14 protein-coding genes are annotated in these 16847 nt (G+C 36.3%); 5 read left to right on the top strand and 9 right to left on the bottom strand.

The genetic code is table 11. From position 1 onward, the window contains the following. Positions 1–88: 88 nt before the first annotated feature. Both B9A52_RS16865 and B9A52_RS16870 read right to left on the bottom strand, forming a co-directional pair. Complete coding sequence (locus B9A52_RS16865) at positions 89–3301, bottom strand: SusC/RagA family TonB-linked outer membrane protein (protein ID WP_084121581.1); 3213 nt, start codon at positions 3299–3301, stop codon at positions 89–91. Positions 3302–3327: 26 nt separating this feature from the next. Further along, positions 3328–4827: a redoxin domain-containing protein gene (locus B9A52_RS16870; RefSeq protein ID WP_172805231.1), complete on the bottom strand. Its 1500-nt coding sequence runs from the start codon at positions 4825–4827 to the stop codon at positions 3328–3330. A gap of 997 nt (positions 4828–5824) precedes the next feature. On the opposite strand from B9A52_RS16870, the gene B9A52_RS16885 reads away from it, so the two are divergent. The 4 genes from B9A52_RS16885 (at position 5825) to B9A52_RS16900 (ending at position 10230) form a co-directional block, all read left to right on the top strand. After that, entirely contained in the window at positions 5825–6043 is a 219-nt protein-coding gene (locus B9A52_RS16885) for a helix-turn-helix domain-containing protein (RefSeq protein WP_084121585.1), read from the top strand. Positions 6044–6392: 349 nt separating this feature from the next. Further along, positions 6393–8078: a hypothetical protein gene (locus tag B9A52_RS16890; protein ID WP_084121586.1), complete on the top strand. Its 1686-nt coding sequence runs from the start codon at positions 6393–6395 to the stop codon at positions 8076–8078. 353 nt (positions 8079–8431) lie between these two features. Continuing rightward, positions 8432–9481 (top strand): TIR domain-containing protein, encoded by a 1050-nt coding sequence (locus B9A52_RS16895; RefSeq protein WP_084121587.1) that lies wholly within the window; start codon positions 8432–8434, stop codon positions 9479–9481. 146 nt (positions 9482–9627) lie between these two features. Beyond that, a complete protein-coding gene (locus B9A52_RS16900; RefSeq protein ID WP_084121588.1) occupies positions 9628–10230 on the top strand; it encodes a hypothetical protein in 603 nt (200 codons plus the stop codon). A 173-nt stretch (positions 10231–10403) separates the two neighbouring features. Here the strand turns inward: B9A52_RS16900 and B9A52_RS25880 are convergent, their stop codons facing one another. The 5 genes from B9A52_RS25880 to B9A52_RS16925 form a co-directional block, all read right to left on the bottom strand. After that, the gene (locus B9A52_RS25880) at positions 10404–10835 is read right to left on the bottom strand and encodes a hypothetical protein (protein ID WP_172805232.1); all 432 of its coding nucleotides are present in this window, start codon (positions 10833–10835) and stop codon (positions 10404–10406) included. Between the two features lie 38 nt (positions 10836–10873). Next, positions 10874–11590, bottom strand: a complete 717-nt coding sequence (locus B9A52_RS16910) for a DUF5131 family protein (RefSeq protein WP_084121590.1) — start codon at positions 11588–11590, stop codon at positions 10874–10876. A gap of 118 nt (positions 11591–11708) precedes the next feature. Then, positions 11709–12809 carry a three-Cys-motif partner protein TcmP gene (tcmP, locus tag B9A52_RS16915; protein ID WP_084121591.1) on the bottom strand — a complete coding sequence of 367 codons (1101 nt, stop codon included), beginning with the start codon at positions 12807–12809 and terminating at the stop codon, positions 11709–11711. Between the two features lie 525 nt (positions 12810–13334). Further along, the gene (locus B9A52_RS16920; RefSeq protein ID WP_084121592.1) at positions 13335–13760 is read right to left on the bottom strand and encodes a HipA N-terminal domain-containing protein; all 426 of its coding nucleotides are present in this window, start codon (positions 13758–13760) and stop codon (positions 13335–13337) included. Between the two features lies 1 nt (position 13761). Beyond that, complete coding sequence (locus B9A52_RS16925; RefSeq protein ID WP_084121593.1) at positions 13762–14760, bottom strand: HipA domain-containing protein; 999 nt, start codon at positions 14758–14760, stop codon at positions 13762–13764. 101 nt (positions 14761–14861) lie between these two features. Here B9A52_RS16925 and B9A52_RS16930 point away from each other — a divergent pair, with 101 nt between their 5' ends. Then, positions 14862–15149, top strand: coding sequence for a hypothetical protein (locus B9A52_RS16930; RefSeq protein WP_084121594.1), 288 nt, complete (start codon positions 14862–14864; stop codon positions 15147–15149). A 109-nt stretch (positions 15150–15258) separates the two neighbouring features. Here B9A52_RS16930 and B9A52_RS16935 read toward each other — a convergent pair whose 3' ends face one another. Beyond that, the gene (locus B9A52_RS16935) at positions 15259–16362 is read right to left on the bottom strand and encodes a DUF2235 domain-containing protein (protein ID WP_084121595.1); all 1104 of its coding nucleotides are present in this window, start codon (positions 16360–16362) and stop codon (positions 15259–15261) included. 311 nt (positions 16363–16673) lie between these two features. After that, the gene (locus B9A52_RS25650) at positions 16674–16829 is read right to left on the bottom strand and encodes a hypothetical protein (protein ID WP_157370195.1); all 156 of its coding nucleotides are present in this window, start codon (positions 16827–16829) and stop codon (positions 16674–16676) included. Positions 16830–16847 lie beyond the last annotated feature (18 nt).

Genomic DNA, 16847 nt, shown 5'->3' on the forward strand with positions numbered 1-16847 from the left:
TGTCACCTTTTGTGTCATAAGCTACATTTGGGTTTATCAACGTTAACTACTATGAAGAAAGCTTCGGCAGACTGTTTGAGGACTGGGATCAGAATTCGACCCTTAGTCCAAGAGTCAGTGTAGTCAATGGTCTGACTGTCCTAAAGTCAGGGTCAAGCGGATCTTTGGAGGCTTTCCAGATGATACCGAGATTATTTGCATAGGTGAAAATTTCAGCAGTTTTGAAAAAGGAATCCTTTGGGGATAGTGTGTACGAAACCCTAAGATCCTGCCACCTGATATGGTCTCCCTTCTCTACCAAAACCTCTGAAAAAAGGTAAAAAGTATCCCTGTTGGGGTTGTTGCTTTCAGGCATGGAAGGCACAGTGGTAGTCAGCTCATCACCGGGATTCTGCCATCTCAGACCAAAATCTTCATGGCCTCCTTCTGCCCTCAGTACCCTTTCATAATTGATTGAATTCCTTCTGTAATAATATCCAAGTCGGTAAGCGATATTAAAGGATAGTGACCAACCCTTCCATATGAAATCATTCCTCAATGCTCCAAAATGAACAGGCCTTGCAGAACCGTGAAATGTCAGGGATTCAGGTGTAGCTTCTGTAAGAATAGCACCATAGTCCGTACTTGGATCACCGTTCAGCAAACCGATCGGATTACCGTTTTCAGGATCAAGTCCTAAGAAAGGCAAGCTGTATATGGCAAACAAGGGCCTGCCTTCCAATGGCACGGGAAGGGTATTGACTGTCCCGGCCCCATCCCTCAGGTAGGATTGGATGGGTGCATTGATCAGATACTCGGTAATTTTTTCATTGACATTAGAATGAAACCACACATTGGTCATCTTGAGGGTTTTTCCAAGGGTTGCCCTGTGGGTCAGGGAAAGGTCAAAGCCTTTAGTGAGCGTAGATGCGGTATTCCCTCTATATTGGGTAATACCTGAAGAAGGTGGATAGGGGATATTGCCCAACAGGTCTGTTCCGTTTTTGATATAGCCTTCCAGTGTCAATGCCAAAGTCCCCTTTCTGTTTTCCAGATCAAGTCCAAGATTTATGATAGCTATTTTTTCCCAACGCAGGTTGGGGTTTGGCGGATTGGAGATCTGGGAATAAGGAAATCCGGTGAATGGGTTGGTGGTGACCACAAATGCAGTGGTCAGGGCGGTGACTGACCTGTCTATGTTCCCATTGAAGCCATAGGTTGTCCTTAGCCTCATGAATGGAAGGAAGTCCATTCCATAAAAACCCTCCTCACTGATTATCCAAGATGCACCGGTGGACCAGAGTGGAACACCTTTCTGGTTGGTGCTGACTCCTACAAGGTTGGATGCATCTCTTCTGAAACTTCCTGACAGAATGTATTTTGATTTGTAGGTATAAGAGCCGTTTGCAAAAACGGAAACAAACCTGTCTGCAAACCTGCCATTGCCATCCACAAAGGGTATCTGCCTTAGAAAAAAGCTGCTGTAAAACTGTGGCAAAAGGCTGACATAATCGACAGGGGCCCCGATTTCAGTCCTGACGTTATAGCCATAAGCCCTTCTCGATCTGGATACCGAGGATAGGCTTTTTATCTCTCCACCTCCCAAAAATGAAATGCTGTGGTCTGTTCCAAAGGTTTTGTCATAATTGAGCTGTCCTCGGACGTTGTGACTGGAAGAAGCTGCGGTACCCGAATCGAGGATCCCTCCAATGGGAACTGGCCTAAACAGAGTACCGTCCTGTCCAATCTGGGTAAACCTGTTGATCATGTCTCTGGCATAGTAACTCTCAGGCGAAAAGTCCTGGGAAGTCCGCGTCGTGTTTTCCCAATATTGGTAAAGCATAGAGGCTCGCAGCCCTTCTGCGATCTTATATGAAATTCTGGTATTGAGTCTGAGGTCATTCTGACGTTGGGTCATGGGTGAGCGTCCGATTTCCTCGAGAGGATTCAACCTCCAGTCCAACAGCCCCTGCGCTGCTGCGTCTTCGATGAAACTATTTCTGTACCCGTGGGTCACTGGGATAGGGTTTCCTTGATTGTCCGCAAACCTTGCATAAGGATACATAGGAGTTGTCCCATAAAGATTGAGGTTCTGGGGATCTTCTGTTCCAGTGGATTGCGAATTTGTCACCCAATAAGCTGCTATTTCCATTTCAAGTCTATCATTCATCAGGTTCCACTGCTGTCCGAGGTTCAGGCTGAACCTTGAGTTACGGTTGTCTACAAGTCTGAGTTTGTTGTCATCCCAACCCAGACCCAGATGGTGTGAAGTATTTTTACCTCCTCCCCTGATATTGAGCGCATATTGCTGGAGGACGGAATTTTGGTAATAGTGATTGCGGAAATCATTTCTGAGATCCGCTCTCCCAAAAGCTGCCAAAATATTGTCAACCTCTGCCTGAGACAGCAAGCCATCCCTCTGGGCAATCAGTGTTTCCACAGCAGGCGTAAGCGGAGTTTGGGTAAAACTTTCTTCCTGACCTATGTAAAAACCCCTTTCGAACAATTCCCTTTCCACACCGATGAAGTCTTCTGAGGACATCCTTGGCAGGTAGAATGGATCATACAGCTGCTCCACTGTTGTATTTGCCATCAGTGTAACCTGTGTGGGTGCTCCTGTTCTTCCTTTTTTGGTGGTGATGACGATCACCCCGTTACCTGCCCTTGCTCCCCAGATAGATGCAGCTGCCGCATCACGTAGGACAGTGATGGATTCGACATCGTTGGGGTTGATATTTTCAATTGGGCCGTCATAGGGGAAATTGTCCACGATGATCAGTGGGCTGGCACTTGCAAAAACGGTGTTTCTACCCCTGATGCTGATGTCTCCGCTGCGTCCCTGCTGGTTGCGGTTGAAGATTAGTCCGGGAGTGATGTCTTCCAGCCGCTCAAGGATGCCAGTGCTGATCCTTCTATTAACCAACTCTTCATTGACCTGCACAAATGAACCTGTTGCTCTTTCTTTTGGAAGATTTTCAAAACCTGTGGAAAACACCTCCACCTCATTGAGGCCGATGTCTTCGGGTTCCAATAGGATAGGTTCTGAAAATGATTGGATTTCCTGGTCAAAGGAAATTTCCAAAGTCCTGTATCCGATAAACCTGATCTGGATCATGCTTTCGCCAGACGGTAGGGTAATGCTGAAATTACCCTCTGCATCTGTCAGGGCAAACCTTTCGCTGTCCATGCCCTTAACCAATGCCCCCGGCAGTGGAGACCGGGATTTGGCATCGAGTACCGTTCCTGTGACAGGAACTCTGGACTGAGCCTGCAGCAAGAGTAGCTTCAGGCAGAAAATGGTAGTGAGTAATGTTTTTTTCATGGTATTACTGGGGTTTATAGTGAAAGTTATTTATCCCTGATGACAAGTACTTCGATCGGCATCCGGGACCTGACCATGTCCAAGCCATAAGTCCTGAGTGATGCAGCCACTTCATCTGGGTCGGTCATGTTTGCATCAAGTTCCAAGGTGACAGGTACTGAAATACCGGTGGCATCCACCACAGGATAGGCTGAATCATGCATGAAATACATATTGAGGTAACCGACAAGGCCATTGAGCATGATATTCTGGATGATCCCGCCCTGACCTGTGAATTCGAACCTGAGCGCCTGATCCGATTTTGCTTCAAATCCTCCTTTTGGGTCTGTAAGGATGATTTTCCACACTTCCATTTCTCTGGTTTCTACTTCAAATATGTATTGGGGAAAGAACCTTTTCAGGTCCTCCTGCATGTAAGTGTACCGTGCAGGTTCATGCTGTTGCGGATACAGCAGCTCATAGCAGTAAGCATTGGATTTGAGCCATTCTTCATAAAGCTCCCCGGAGTGATGTGGTCCGGGAATGATCAGTTCCGGTTCCCTGACATCCAGAATCAGACGGCTTCCGCCGAAGTACTTTTTATTGTCTCCCTCCCCGAAGGCAGTCAGACAGAGGGTAGCCAAGCTTTGGTTGACTGTTAGGATTCTACCAATTCCTGCTTCAGACGGCTCCTCGAGTACATATTCTGTGGAAAGCCGATCAATAAAAGATGTCAGGGCTGATTGATGTAAAATCGGTTTCTTTCCATACTGTTCGTTACGGGTCAGAAATAATTCCGCTTTATTTAACCTCAGGTTGTTGTCTTGTTTGACTTTCAAGGAAATGTCTCCTTCAGCAAGCAGTTTGTCGATGTTTTCCCCATTCACTGAAGATCCAACTGTAATAGCTGCCACCTTCCCATCAGGTGCGATCCATACATAGTGGGGCAGGCTTTGGTGGGGGAAAATCTCTGCCAATGAACTATTGGCTGCGACAAAATCCATTGAAAGTTCCCATCCTTTCTTTGCCTTCAGTTTTTCAAGATATGGTACTATTTTTTCTTTGGGTTCATAGGTCACTGCCACCAAGGCAAGTCTGTCCTTGTAGGTCTTTAGGAGCTCATTGTTTTTGGGAAAGGAGGCGACACATCCGGCACACCATGTGGCCCAGAAATCCAGGATTACGAGTTTGCCCCTATATTTTGCGAGGTCAAGCCTTCCTGATTCACTATAAAGTGCATGCTCCAAAACCGGATAGTCGAATTTATCCCCAACTGAAAGCGGCAAAATAGCCCCCACCGGAGTGGCAGGGGTTTGGGTGAAGGCAACTTTTGGGGCTAATAGGAGGAAGAGAGAGATAAGAAGCGGTCTGATAGAGCCAAGAGACAAGAAGCAAGAACCAAGATGGGAGAAGCGAGATCCGAGAAGCGAGATCCGAGATTTTAAAAGATATAAGGACCAAGAGGGTGGGGTGGAAGAATGAGACTTAGTTTCCTGCCTATGGGATGGTGGAAAGTGGTTGGGGAAGGCTTCTTTTATATTGATCATAAGGTGGGAGAGTTTTAGGAGTTTGGTTAGGAGGCATGGGTAGCGGCTGCCTATGTAAGCGACGGCTTTGAGACCTTGGGCCCCCTGCCCCCTGAAGGGGGTTGAGGCCTTGTGATTATTTGAGGGGGTTGGTACCCCCTGCCCCCTGAAGGGGGTATTTTTTTGATGGCTTCGGTATAGGCATAGGAGTGCCAGGAAGCAGTTTTTGATGAATAGCTTCATTGGTGAAATTTTAGATATGTGGAAATTCAGCCCTTGTAGGCGGGAAATAGTACAAAGTACGAAGTACTAAGTACCAAGACTTACCATTGCGGCTGGATCAAAAGATTAGATTCGACTTGGAATGCGCCCTGCTAGCAAAGGAATTGCAAGTCTTGAATCTTGTTTCTTGATTCTTGTTTCTAATAAAGAAGGGTGGACTGCCGGCCTGAAAAGGGTATCTTGGTCTACATATGGGTAAATATGCCGGCCAATCCTGGGAAAATAGGTTCTAAATAGGGTTTTTTGGTTTTCTTTCGAAAATGATGTCGAAGATGGTTGCGGAACTATGGATGTATATTTGTTCAGATTGAATTGGATTTTGGTATTCAAGACCTATCCTATATTTTTCCAAACTGGAAGAGTTTGAATTTGAAATAGTTGTTAGGATCCTTTGCTCCATAATTTATTTTAAATTAATGATTCAAATTTGAGTCCATTAACAAATGACTTAAAAGACAATACACTTTTTTTAAATGTTCTTTTAATTCGGGGTTACAATCTTGAATTTCGATTTCACTTAAAACTCCCAAAATACTCCTTTGATATGATAAGAGTTCTTCATATCCAGTCAAAGGAATATGAATATGTATTTTCTCATTTTCTTTATCAAAGACTATCATTATTTAAGACTTTCTGTAAATATATTAAGTAATTCTTAACATTACAAATAAATTTATTCTATAATTCTGAAAATGTTTATCGATTGTCTATCTTTATTGAAAGAATTACTGAACAAATGACCAGATTAGGAGAGTTTTTTGCTAAAAAATCTATTAATAAATCCGATGTTGCCAGAAAAACAGGCCTAAGTAAACCAAGGTTAACTGAATTAACTAACAATCCTCAGACGAAACTTAGAGCTGATGAATTGTATCTAATAGCACTTGCAATTGATGTAGATCCCGGAGAATTATTGGAATATGTATGTCAAGGATTAAAATTAAAAAAAACCTAACTTTTTACTTTTTCCATTAATTTAAAAGGATTGTGTCGAAACTTAGATATAATTTATCTATTGGTTCTTCAAACTCGAACCTAAATCCTTGCAGCCAAAGACTTCCCTTTTTCCTAAAGTCTTTGATTGCAAGTACCAAAAACTCGGGATTCCGAGCTTTTATTTAATTTATAGAGGTAAAAATGCCCTGATTAGGGTGTTTTTGTTAGGGGGGATTTGGTAGGTTTAGGATGTGGCTTTGATGAGTTTCAACGATTATAATGCATCACAAATTAACCCAAAAGGATTGTTCCAACATTAATCGATTATTTAATACCCCTATAGCAAATTAAAAGATCAAAAACAAAAAATGATGAAAACTATAATTCGTTTAGAATTTGAACACGTTTTTCCAGATGAAAAAGAAAAGAATGTACTTGAATATTTAAAACAGATATCACCCTTCACACTTTTGAACATTATAGGATATTCAAATATTAATCCCCAACCAAACTATGATGATTTCAACTCTAATTTTGATGTTCGTAAAGATATTATTGGTAGAGTCAATAAGTATATTTATGAAAATGATATTATTGATAAACCAAGACTAGTGTCAAGAGAAGCAAGTTTGAGACTAGCAGAAATCATTTTATCCAACCGAAAAATACTGATTGAAGAAAATCAAAATTCTGATATAGATACAGATGAAATTAATTTACTAAAATCATTCTTAATTATAAATAAAGAAGTCAATTCAAAACAAAAAATACCTGAAACAGAAGATAATTTTGAAAAACTAGTTGACCTTTCAATTTTAATGTCATTTTCAACTTCAGATTTAGGGGTTTTTGAAGACAATGACCTTGAGTTTGGCAAATTAGTATATGCCACAATTATAAGGTTTGAATACCTTATAGAATTTCTAAAGTCAAATGAGGTGTACAATTACCTAGAAACTGATTTATCTACTTATTTCTCCCAAAAGAATTCTGAGAGAGTTTTATATCAGATGAAATACCTTTTTGCGAAATTGCTTGAGATAAAGGTCAATAAAGGTTTCAAATTTCAAGTTAATGATGATGAATCATTGGTTTTTTTAAATTCATTGTCATCAGATGAAATTGTTGAGGATGAAGATTTTACAAATTTAAGGAATCACCCGATCTATAAGTTAGATGAAAACACATTTTCAGTAATTGATTTCTTTTTTGTTGTTGACAAATTCACTAGAAGTGTGAAATTCATACTAAAAAATTCTTTTAATAGGCGTCATAATTTACCGGCTAAAGACAGAACTTTTTTTGAATTTTTCAACACGAATTTTTCAGAGAATTTCTTAATGAAAAAAATTTTAGACAAAATTTTCAACAAATCTTATTTTGTAAAAAAAGTAGTTCTAGAAACGGTTGACAATGAACCAGATTATTATATTCGCCATGGCAAGAAAGTATTTTTGTTTGAGAAAAAAGACGTCTTGATAGCAAAGAGCATTAGAAATTCCGGTGATATTGAAAAAATAAATGGAGTTTTGAAATCAAAATTTTTAGAAGTAAACAATAGGCCTATTGGTGTTGGACAACTTATTACATCAATAAGTCAAATAGTTGAAAATGATTTTAAATTTGATGACTTTGTAAACAAACATAAGAATATCACGGTATACCCTATCTTACTCATAAACGACAGAATTTTTGAAATACTTGGCGTAAACCATAGGTTAAATCAATGGTATTTAGACCTAATAAAAGAGAAGCTTGGAGATAAATACAACCCAAATTTTATAAAATCATTAACAGTAATAGATATCGATACATTAATTTATTTGACCCCTCATTTGGAAGATAAAGACTCTAATTTTAAGGAGATTATTGATGGGCATTTAAGAAAAATGAATGTTAGGAAAAAAGTAAATCATTTAAGTATTGAAAAAGGAAAATCAATAGCTATTAAGAATTTAGAATATCAAATTTCACCAATCAGTAGTAGAAAAATAAATTATAAATTTCCAGTTAAATTGCTTGTTGAGAAATTTAAGGAAGTTATAACTGAATAAATGACTGTTAGCAACAACTAGTTTTCCGTGCTTTAAAATCCCCCTTAAAGGCTGTATTTCTAGAAAATTCCGGCATATTGCCCCCATTAGTATCAGTAATGACAGGAAAGTTGCTTAAATCGTGGATTAATTTGTGGAAAAGCCTCTTGGATGGGGCTTTTCTGTTAAATTGAGGTAAAAATACCGTGAAGGGGGTATTTTTGTTTGAGAGGTAATGGGTAGGTTTAAGGACCTGTGATTTAGAAAAATTAACAATTAATTGGAAGTATGGCGAAATGGTGGCTTTCATTTAACAAGGATTGGTAATCGCAGGCTTTTGTAATCAATTTCACCAATTACATTTTACTGAAATTATGAAAAGTAAAGAAAAAGCAGATTTCATGGATCAATTTTTAGAAGGACTTATGGATGCCAGTTACCCAAGTTCTTTAGCCAATATTTTGGAGCTTGAACAATATCCAAGTAAAGAGAATGCGGATAAATTTAGGTTACTAGAATACGAATTAGAGAAGCATGCCTTAGTTGAACTTGTAAATGGGCGGGATAACTCTACAATAAATGGTCAGTGTGAATATATAATTAGTGGTAAAGGATTGGATTTTGTGATGAGTGGAAAATCTACGTTAGAATTATTTGAAAATGATGAAATTGATTTAAAAATGGAAAACCCAAAAATTCAACTTGATAATCTTACTCAACGAGCTGAGGAGTACCTTATTTTAACGATGGCAGAACCATTAAAATCAAAAGTTAATAAAAGAGAAAATATCAATTCATTTCTTAATTGGTATTATGAATCTCGGAATATTTTTCGGGATTATATTGATGAAAATGACCACGACTTTAAAGAATTTACATCTTTCGATTTATCGGGAAATGGAACTTCTTTAGCTTCTAATTTTTCAAGAATGTATCCTCTTTTTAATGTTTTAAAAGGAAAGATATTAAACGGTCAATTTTCAAAAGAACAAGAAAAATTAAGAAAAATGAATAATAAAGGATTTGTTATCCATGGGCATAATGAAAAATATAAATTTGAAGTAGCTCGTATTATCGAAAAGAAATTAAATAAGGAAGCAATTATTTTGCATGAACAGGCAAATAAAGGCAAAACTGTCATAGAAAAATTTGAATCCAACTCAGAGGTTGATTTTGCTGTTGCTCTTTGGACAGCAGATGACCAAGGAAAATCATCAAAGGACAAAGAATTTCAATTGAGAGCTCGTCAGAATGTTATTTTTGAAACGGGTTACTTTATTGGAAAACTAGGCCGTGATAGGGTAATCGTGCTTTATGAAGATGGTGTTGAAAAACCATCAGATTATGATGGGGTAATTTATATTTCACTAAGTGGAAATTGGTGGTATAATCTAATTTTGGAGATAGAGAGCATTTATAAATAGATTATTGACTGGGAGAAATTTAATATTTAATTCTTCAATCCTGACTAATTAACTCAAACCTAAGTTGCCAAAAAACCTTCCAAATTTGAATATATTATAAAGGCAAAAAAGTATTTTAAAAGAGATCAACAAGAAAATTTTAAGAAATGGAATTTAACCCAAATGAAATAAATCCTTTGGAAAAAGAGGAGGACAAAAAAATGGAAGAAGGCTCCAAAGACTTAGCCAGTTTTATTGATGAAAATAGTAAATTGATTTCTGTGTTGGGGGTTTTTACAGCTTTGACTGTTTTTTCTTTTAACCTTCAGATAAAATTTGTTGGAAATCTTCTTTCATTTGTTTTTTTGACTTTAGTGATATTGGTATGGGTTGAAATTTGGTCTCGGTTCCCTAAAAAATCTTCATCTTGGAGATTAAATCTATTTGAAAATATTTTGAGTTATTCAATTTTGTTGATTGTTTTCTATTGGATAATTTTTTACAGGGATATTTGGGAAGCTATTTTAGTTTATGTTTTATGGATTTTAATAATGTCAGTAACAGGCCATTTGATTTCATACTTTAAACTTTTTCAGAGAATTTTGGGCTTAAAAGTTTCGAAATATAAAATAGTTCGAATATTTATAGGTCTAATAATTATTCTTCCAGTATTCTTTTTATCATTTAAATTAGCTGGAATAATTGCAGATCCATTAAACAATTTGATAAATAATGTTCATCTTGAAATTCAAAATTTGATTAGCGATTAAAAATTTGGAAGGTTTAAAATTTACAGAAATGAGAATAAATTTAATTCTTATTTCATCTATAAAAAAATATGAAAATTCCTCATCTTGGGTGAAGAATGGCTTGTGTGAAAGAGGAGTTTGAAGTAGAATGGTTTTATTTTTTTTCGAAAATAGGGAATTAAATAATAGCCTTGCTAGGATAAGTCCAATATTGCCTTCGCCAAAAACGAAAAAGAGTTAATAATTTTTGTTCTCCTGGTAAATTTGGTGTATTTAGTTCCATCTAGATTTTTAAGAATTTTAATTGACCACTTTTCAAATTCCCCATTTCGAAAAGTGAAATCAATTTCATGGGCCAATTTATTCCTTAAATTATTTAATTCATGTAAAGGCATGTAAATGAATTCATGTTTTTCTTTGTCAAAAAACATTGTTGTTTCAATGGCTTTAACTTTAGAATGGAAAGAAAACGTATCACAGTTTTGAAATCTTTTTCTGTTTAATGCAATGAAAAGTACTTTATCAATAAGGATGTGGCCTCGTAATAAAATTAATTCAAGGTCAGATTTTGATTGAAGATCCCCCCAAACTGCCCATTCGACCAAAAAATCGGAATCATCTTTCATTTCATTCACCTTTTTATCAAGTTTCATTATACTTGCCTTTACAATTCCACTTCCGGCATTTCATCATAAGTTTTCCCATTGAGTTCCCTTCCGGCTTTTTTCTTATTTTTTCCTCCCCATTGCTTGAAGAAAAATGCCACATTGGATTGCTGGCATTGCTCCTGTATATCCAATACCCATTCCGGATCCATAGGTCGGGGTTTGTGTCCGCTTTCTCCACCCACTATCACCCAGTCGATTCCGATAAGCTTGAGGTTTGACAAAGGCCCTATTAGAGGTTCGCAGGACAAGAACTTCACACGGGCCCCACACTGCCTCAAGAAATCAATCCTTTCAGTCACTTTTTCGTCTTCCACAGATACACCCATCCAGATATTATGTGGCCAAATCAATTGGTCGCTGATTTCTGCCAGTCTATCTGCCCGCTTGGTCAGTACCTGGAACACATGCTGACCATTGTCCCGCATCACCTGAAAAACTCTCTGGATAAATTCCAGTGGCACATCTTTATGGAAAAGGTCGGACATTGAGTTTACAAATACTACCTTGGATTTTTTCCAGGTGTATGGGATACCTAAGGCATCCTCATGGATCCTTACTTTCTTAAATCCATGCTTGTATTTGTCCACCCCCATTGCTTTGAGTCTTTTGGACATGACTTCTGCGTAGCAGAATTTACAGCCCGGAGAGATTTTGGTACATCCTGTCACCGGGTTCCATGTCAGTTCAGTCCATTCAATTGAGGTTTGTGCCATGATGCTTGATTTTTAAGTGATTTTTAGAATGTCTTTTTTGAGAATTACGTTTTCTTCCAATAGTAAAACTAGTCTCATTGAAATTTTTGCCAAATGTATTGGCACCTGTTGTCCCAAATTATTTTTTGACTGAAAAGATAACCAACTTTTGATTCTTGATTGCAGAATCATAGCTAATCAATGGGTTATTCCCTTCATAATCGATTAGGTTTTCTTTTTTCATTCGAATTATTTCTTCCCTCGCATGCGAACCTATATGGCCCTTTGAAAGGGTGTAATCAATAACCGATTTGTTATCTGTAATTTTTTTTGATAAAATATTATCTCTTAAATCCCTTTGGAAAGATTGGATTTTGGTCAATTTCGGTTGGTCAAAGATACCTAATTGAGCTTTAGACAAATCATCTTCAATATCAAAGTTGGCCTCACCATTCAGACCGCTTTTTTTCCAGACTATTTCCAAAAACTTGTTTACGGCCAATTGGTGTGAAGCACCAAAAACCAATCCATAAATACCTGATCTCTTTTTTATGGAGAAAGGATATAACTGTAAATTTGAATTTGACGGGAGCTTGTTTTTAATTGCCCCAATTAGGTTTCTGTGAATAAACTGATAGGGGTTTTTCTTCAAATCCTCTATGTCAAAATCAATAGACTGTTTGAATTCAGGTGTTTCGTCAAATCTTTTGAAATATGATGTAGAAACAAAGAATAGAAAGTCCGTCCTTTTTGATTTTTCAAGTTTGTTAATTGTATCCAACTTCAAAAATTTAACCCCGTTTTGGTCTAAAAATACACGAGAGGGATGTTTTATGATATCAGAATAATACTTTTCAAAAGCTTTTTCAAATTCCAGGTTTGAATATTCTATTTCAACAAATGACTTTAATATTGGCTTCTCTTTAATAAAGCAATTACATGCATTTTGAAGTTCTATGAATTTAGGTTTTTTGTATTCATTAAGCTTTAGATAAATTTTTGTCCTTTTTTGAAGAATTATTTCTGCGTGGTCAAGAATTTTTTTCAAAATCCTGATTGGGCTACCTTCAATACCGTTTTTGTCATATCCCTTTCCGGCAAAAAAACCGATTATACAAACCGTACCAAATCCCGACATCACAAAAGTTGGAAGCCAAGCTTGGGTATAATCCTCAAAAATTTCAAGTTTTGTGATCGTTCCTTGATCAAAAGGTTTTTCATGCAAATCCTTAATTCCCATAAGCTTATTTTTTAATTTATAAAGAACGTACTTTTTAAAACATTAGAAAATACCGTGTTTGGGGTATTTTTCATTAAATACGGGGCAAAATCAACTGATTGAAGGAAGGAAAGTGAAATATTGATTCTAATTGAAGGTGTTTGGATGTAATTGGGTTGTGATAAGTTTTCCAGAAACATCCAAGTTTCCATGATGGAAGGAGCAGGAGAGGAGTAATTCTATTGAATGATATTTTGGATATGCTAAGACTCCATCAGGAATAAAACCTTAATATAGGGGAGGAATATTATCAAAATGCCAAGAATGCTAAATCAAAAAAACAGTTCCTATTTTAAAAATCAATTGATATATTCCTTCCATGGACAGCGCAGCACTTAGGGAATTAGTAAGGGATTATCAACTTGGTTTGCGGGATGACATCGAAGTGCTGGAATCCTATTTCAATCATGTGTGGTATTTTATGGAATAAATAAAGTTGGTGATATTTCACCGACTTTACTTCTTAATCATATAGTAATCTTTTTATTAAAGGCTAGTTTCTAATTCATAAGGATTTGAAATTGTTCGCTTTCCAAATCGCTCCAAAAGTTTCACATCATTAGTTACTTCTATGTTTTCTTTTTTCAAAATTTCCTTCACTTTTGGTTGTTTCAATCCAGGAATCCTTATTTTGAAAAAAGGCCATAATTCCTGACTACAGTAAACTTTTTCAACATCTGGAAAACCTACTATAAGATTGAGATCCTCAGAATTTGACTTAAAATCATGTGCATACTTGAAGCACCATTTGTTATTCGAATAAGTCAGCTCACCCACTTTTATATTTTCTAAATGAAGATAAAATATCTTTTCTGACTCTTTATAAGTTGGATTACTTGAGATGTAATGGGATCGCCGTTGATCATCTTCTTTATCAAACCATTGCCAAAATTTGTTAAACTTATTTTTCATCTTAGATATTCCTAATTTTTTCAAATCTTTTATGAAGCACAATTTCTATTAATTCTTTTCTGTTTTTAGAAAAATAAATAAAAATATCTTCATTTAACATTTTGATTACTTGATCCTCCATTTCGGAAGTACTTAAAGAAACGACAATTTTTTGGAATTCGTTGTTATATCTTTTAATGAAATCAACCAATTCAAAATGATTTGCTTCTTTATTCTCGTCAATACTTACTCTTGGTTTAGAACCATTGATATATTTTTCAATTTTTTTTCCATTAATGGCCTTGTAGTTTCCCAGATGCTTTTCAATGTTTTTTTCACTGAAATTCCATAAAAGTCCTCTAGCTGAATCATATATCGGAGCAAAGGTAATGATTTTATTAGTGTTTCTCACATTCTGAATTACCCCCCAATTATAGAAATGCCTATCGTTATTTCCAACGATCGCATCAAACACCAACATTTTCACAAACTCAACCATCAACATTTCAAAGTCATTTGGAAAGACATTCCTTAAAGCATCCTTAATGAATTCAAATGTGAAAACTGATCTAGCCTCTCCTTTGTTATTGGCAATTCTTTCACCTTCTATTGTATCCCCAAAAAACTCACTGCAAATCTCCGCTCCATGTACAAGCTTTTCCTCTCTGGGATTTAAAAAATATTTGCTTAAAAAACGGATTTGGCCATTTGCAATCACTAAATCTGTCTCGTTCATTTTTAGACCCAATGTTTGACCAATCTTATTAATGGCAAATTCAATTATGGATTCATGTGGATACCATTTTTCTGCTGTTTTTGCAATATATGGGATCCATGATTTTTTATTTCCCTTTTTGATTTTGGAATCTTTGGTAAATTTGTAAAGTTTAATAAACTGCTTTGGGGCATCCCCGTCTAAAGGATAATCCAAAACATAGTAGTTTTTCTCTTTTAATTTGGGGATTTTGGATTCCTTTAATATAACTCCGGAATATTCTATGGACTTTTCTTTTCTCAACATAGGTTAACAAAACTAAAATTATCCAATACAAAAATAGCTGGATTTAAGATCAAAATCATTTTTTGTAATAAAATGATGCATTTAGAGATATTTGGTATGGTTTGCGGGATGATATCGAAGTGCTGGAATCCTATTTCAATCATGTGTGGTATTTTATAGATGGAGATGGATATGAGCTTTCACTATTGTATGGCAAGGGAAAATATGCCATCTTATACCATCACCGGAGGTTGAGGCAGGTTGCCATTAATTTTCTGAGCGAATCCAATCCACTCAGGGACCTTACGCTTTTTGTCAGTGGCTTGGAGGGACGGTTTGGGATATCTGTTGAGGAATTTCTTCCTAGGATACTGGCGGAGTTTGCATTGGTGGAGGGGAGGGATAATTGAAGGGCTAGGTGCTTTAAAGAAACTGTTTGTATAGTCTGGAGCTCAAAAGGTTGACAATTATTCTGTTGTCAACTTTAATGACAATAGATATTTTGTCTTGATTATTATTTTACTCATTTTTATTCCCTTTTTGATAATAAACTATTTCTTTATCGAATTCAATATTTGATAGACACTTGAGATTTTCAGGTTTATAGCTCTTATCAATCTTCTTTTTGATCGCAACAGAATGATGAATAAGGCTTCCTATTGAGATTTCTCTAGATTGTGGACAAAAAAACTTAAATATTCCTTTATAAGAATTATGGATTTGTTGTAAATGGTCCGGTGGCTGAAATTTTCCACCTATACCAAAAACGTATTTATCTACTTTTTTCTTATCTAGTCTAAGACCTAAACCTGAAGCCTCTCCAAGCATCCAGACTAATGATATTTTTGAAAGTCCCTCTTCAGGATAAGAACCTCCAATATCAGAATGAACCCCCGCGAAATAAACCTCCTTTAGGTCTTTATGAGTATTCGGATTAACTTTTTGAAATCTAAATTTTTTTCTCTTTTCGTCAATAGCAACTGCATGTCTAACAGATTTAATATATTTTAAATCATAAGTATATGGAAGGTTGGATTTTGAGAAAAAAACATTGCCTACGGACGATACTGTATCCCATAATCCCATAAATGCAATTTTACCTTCTCCTCTAGAAAAGGAGCTTTTTATTCGAGCAACAATTTTTACATGGCCTGAAATCCTATTTCTCCCTACTAAACCATTTTCAATATCCCTTTTTAATTCCTTATTAATATAGTTTTCATAAAGGTTATAAAGTTGCTCCATATGTGCTGTATTGCCTTTTTGAAGAATGCCAAACATTCTAATAATTCCAGCAACAACTCTAACAGTATAAGCCCCTCTGCTAAAGCCGAAAAAGTATATCTTGTCTTCATCATTATAATTTTCCATGATGAATTTGTATGCATCGAGAACGTTATTCTTTAAAGAATAACCAGAAACCATAGCCTTGAACTTAAACCATTCTTTACTTCTCTCATTATCCACCCATAAAGGAGTGGTGGTACCTAATCCTGGCGAGTAGTAACACAGTTGTTGAGACGATTTTTCTAAGCACGCAAACAAATGGACTATATTAGAATTCTCATTCACCGTTACTTTATTACCGGTACCATCACAGCAAACGACAATGTTTCTTGACATAAAAAAGAGTTTAATGGAAGTATTACAATTAAAGAAAAGAATCGAGATAAAAAAATACCGTGAATAAGGTATTTTTTAATATCTGCTTCATATAGAAACTTAAAGGCGAAGAATATGGTATGGAGAGTGTACCCCCTTCTGGGTGAAGAATAGCTTTGGCTAGGAGTAGATTGCATCTACTCCTTTCTATCATTGGAATTTATAATTACACATCAGGTCAGGGCTAGATAAAACTTAAGGTGAGGGGTATAAAGTTGTACTTCTATGCTTTGTATGTTTCCTAGGTTGTTTTATTATCTACAAATTTTGATTCACTGTATTCTGTAATCGGTAATTACAAGTGCACCATTTTCTGTAAATAAGAATGTGCCATATTTGGCAACAATGATGAACCACCAGTAATTTCTTTGGGGCATGCCCCAAAGGGATTTTGGACTATTTTTCTGATCTTCTAAATCATCTAGCATTTCATGAGTGAATATTGA

Source organism: Aquiflexum balticum DSM 16537 (genome assembly GCF_900176595.1).
Classification (GTDB): Bacteria; Bacteroidota; Bacteroidia; order Cytophagales; family Cyclobacteriaceae; genus Aquiflexum; species Aquiflexum balticum.

Excerpts from the sequence above, each read along its gene's own strand:
- B9A52_RS16865 (WP_084121581.1), bottom strand. The coding sequence starts at position 3,301 with ATGAAAAAAACATTACTCACTACCATTTTCTGCCTGAAGCTACTCTTG.
- B9A52_RS16870 (WP_172805231.1), bottom strand. The coding sequence starts at position 4,827 with ATGATCAATATAAAAGAAGCCTTCCCCAACCACTTTCCACCATCCCAT.
- B9A52_RS16885 (WP_084121585.1), top strand. The coding sequence starts at position 5,825 with ATGACCAGATTAGGAGAGTTTTTTGCTAAAAAATCTATTAATAAATCC.
- B9A52_RS16890 (WP_084121586.1), top strand. The coding sequence starts at position 6,393 with ATGATGAAAACTATAATTCGTTTAGAATTTGAACACGTTTTTCCAGAT.
- B9A52_RS16895 (WP_084121587.1), top strand. The coding sequence starts at position 8,432 with ATGAAAAGTAAAGAAAAAGCAGATTTCATGGATCAATTTTTAGAAGGA.
- B9A52_RS16900 (WP_084121588.1), top strand. The coding sequence starts at position 9,628 with ATGGAATTTAACCCAAATGAAATAAATCCTTTGGAAAAAGAGGAGGAC.
- B9A52_RS25880 (WP_172805232.1), bottom strand. The coding sequence starts at position 10,835 with ATGAAAGATGATTCCGATTTTTTGGTCGAATGGGCAGTTTGGGGGGAT.
- B9A52_RS16910 (WP_084121590.1), bottom strand. The coding sequence starts at position 11,590 with ATGGCACAAACCTCAATTGAATGGACTGAACTGACATGGAACCCGGTG.
- tcmP (WP_084121591.1), bottom strand. The coding sequence starts at position 12,809 with ATGGGAATTAAGGATTTGCATGAAAAACCTTTTGATCAAGGAACGATC.
- B9A52_RS16920 (WP_084121592.1), bottom strand. The coding sequence starts at position 13,760 with ATGAAAAATAAGTTTAACAAATTTTGGCAATGGTTTGATAAAGAAGAT.
- B9A52_RS16925 (WP_084121593.1), bottom strand. The coding sequence starts at position 14,760 with ATGTTGAGAAAAGAAAAGTCCATAGAATATTCCGGAGTTATATTAAAG.
- B9A52_RS16935 (WP_084121595.1), bottom strand. The coding sequence starts at position 16,362 with ATGTCAAGAAACATTGTCGTTTGCTGTGATGGTACCGGTAATAAAGTA.
- B9A52_RS25650 (WP_157370195.1), bottom strand. The coding sequence starts at position 16,829 with ATGCTAGATGATTTAGAAGATCAGAAAAATAGTCCAAAATCCCTTTGG.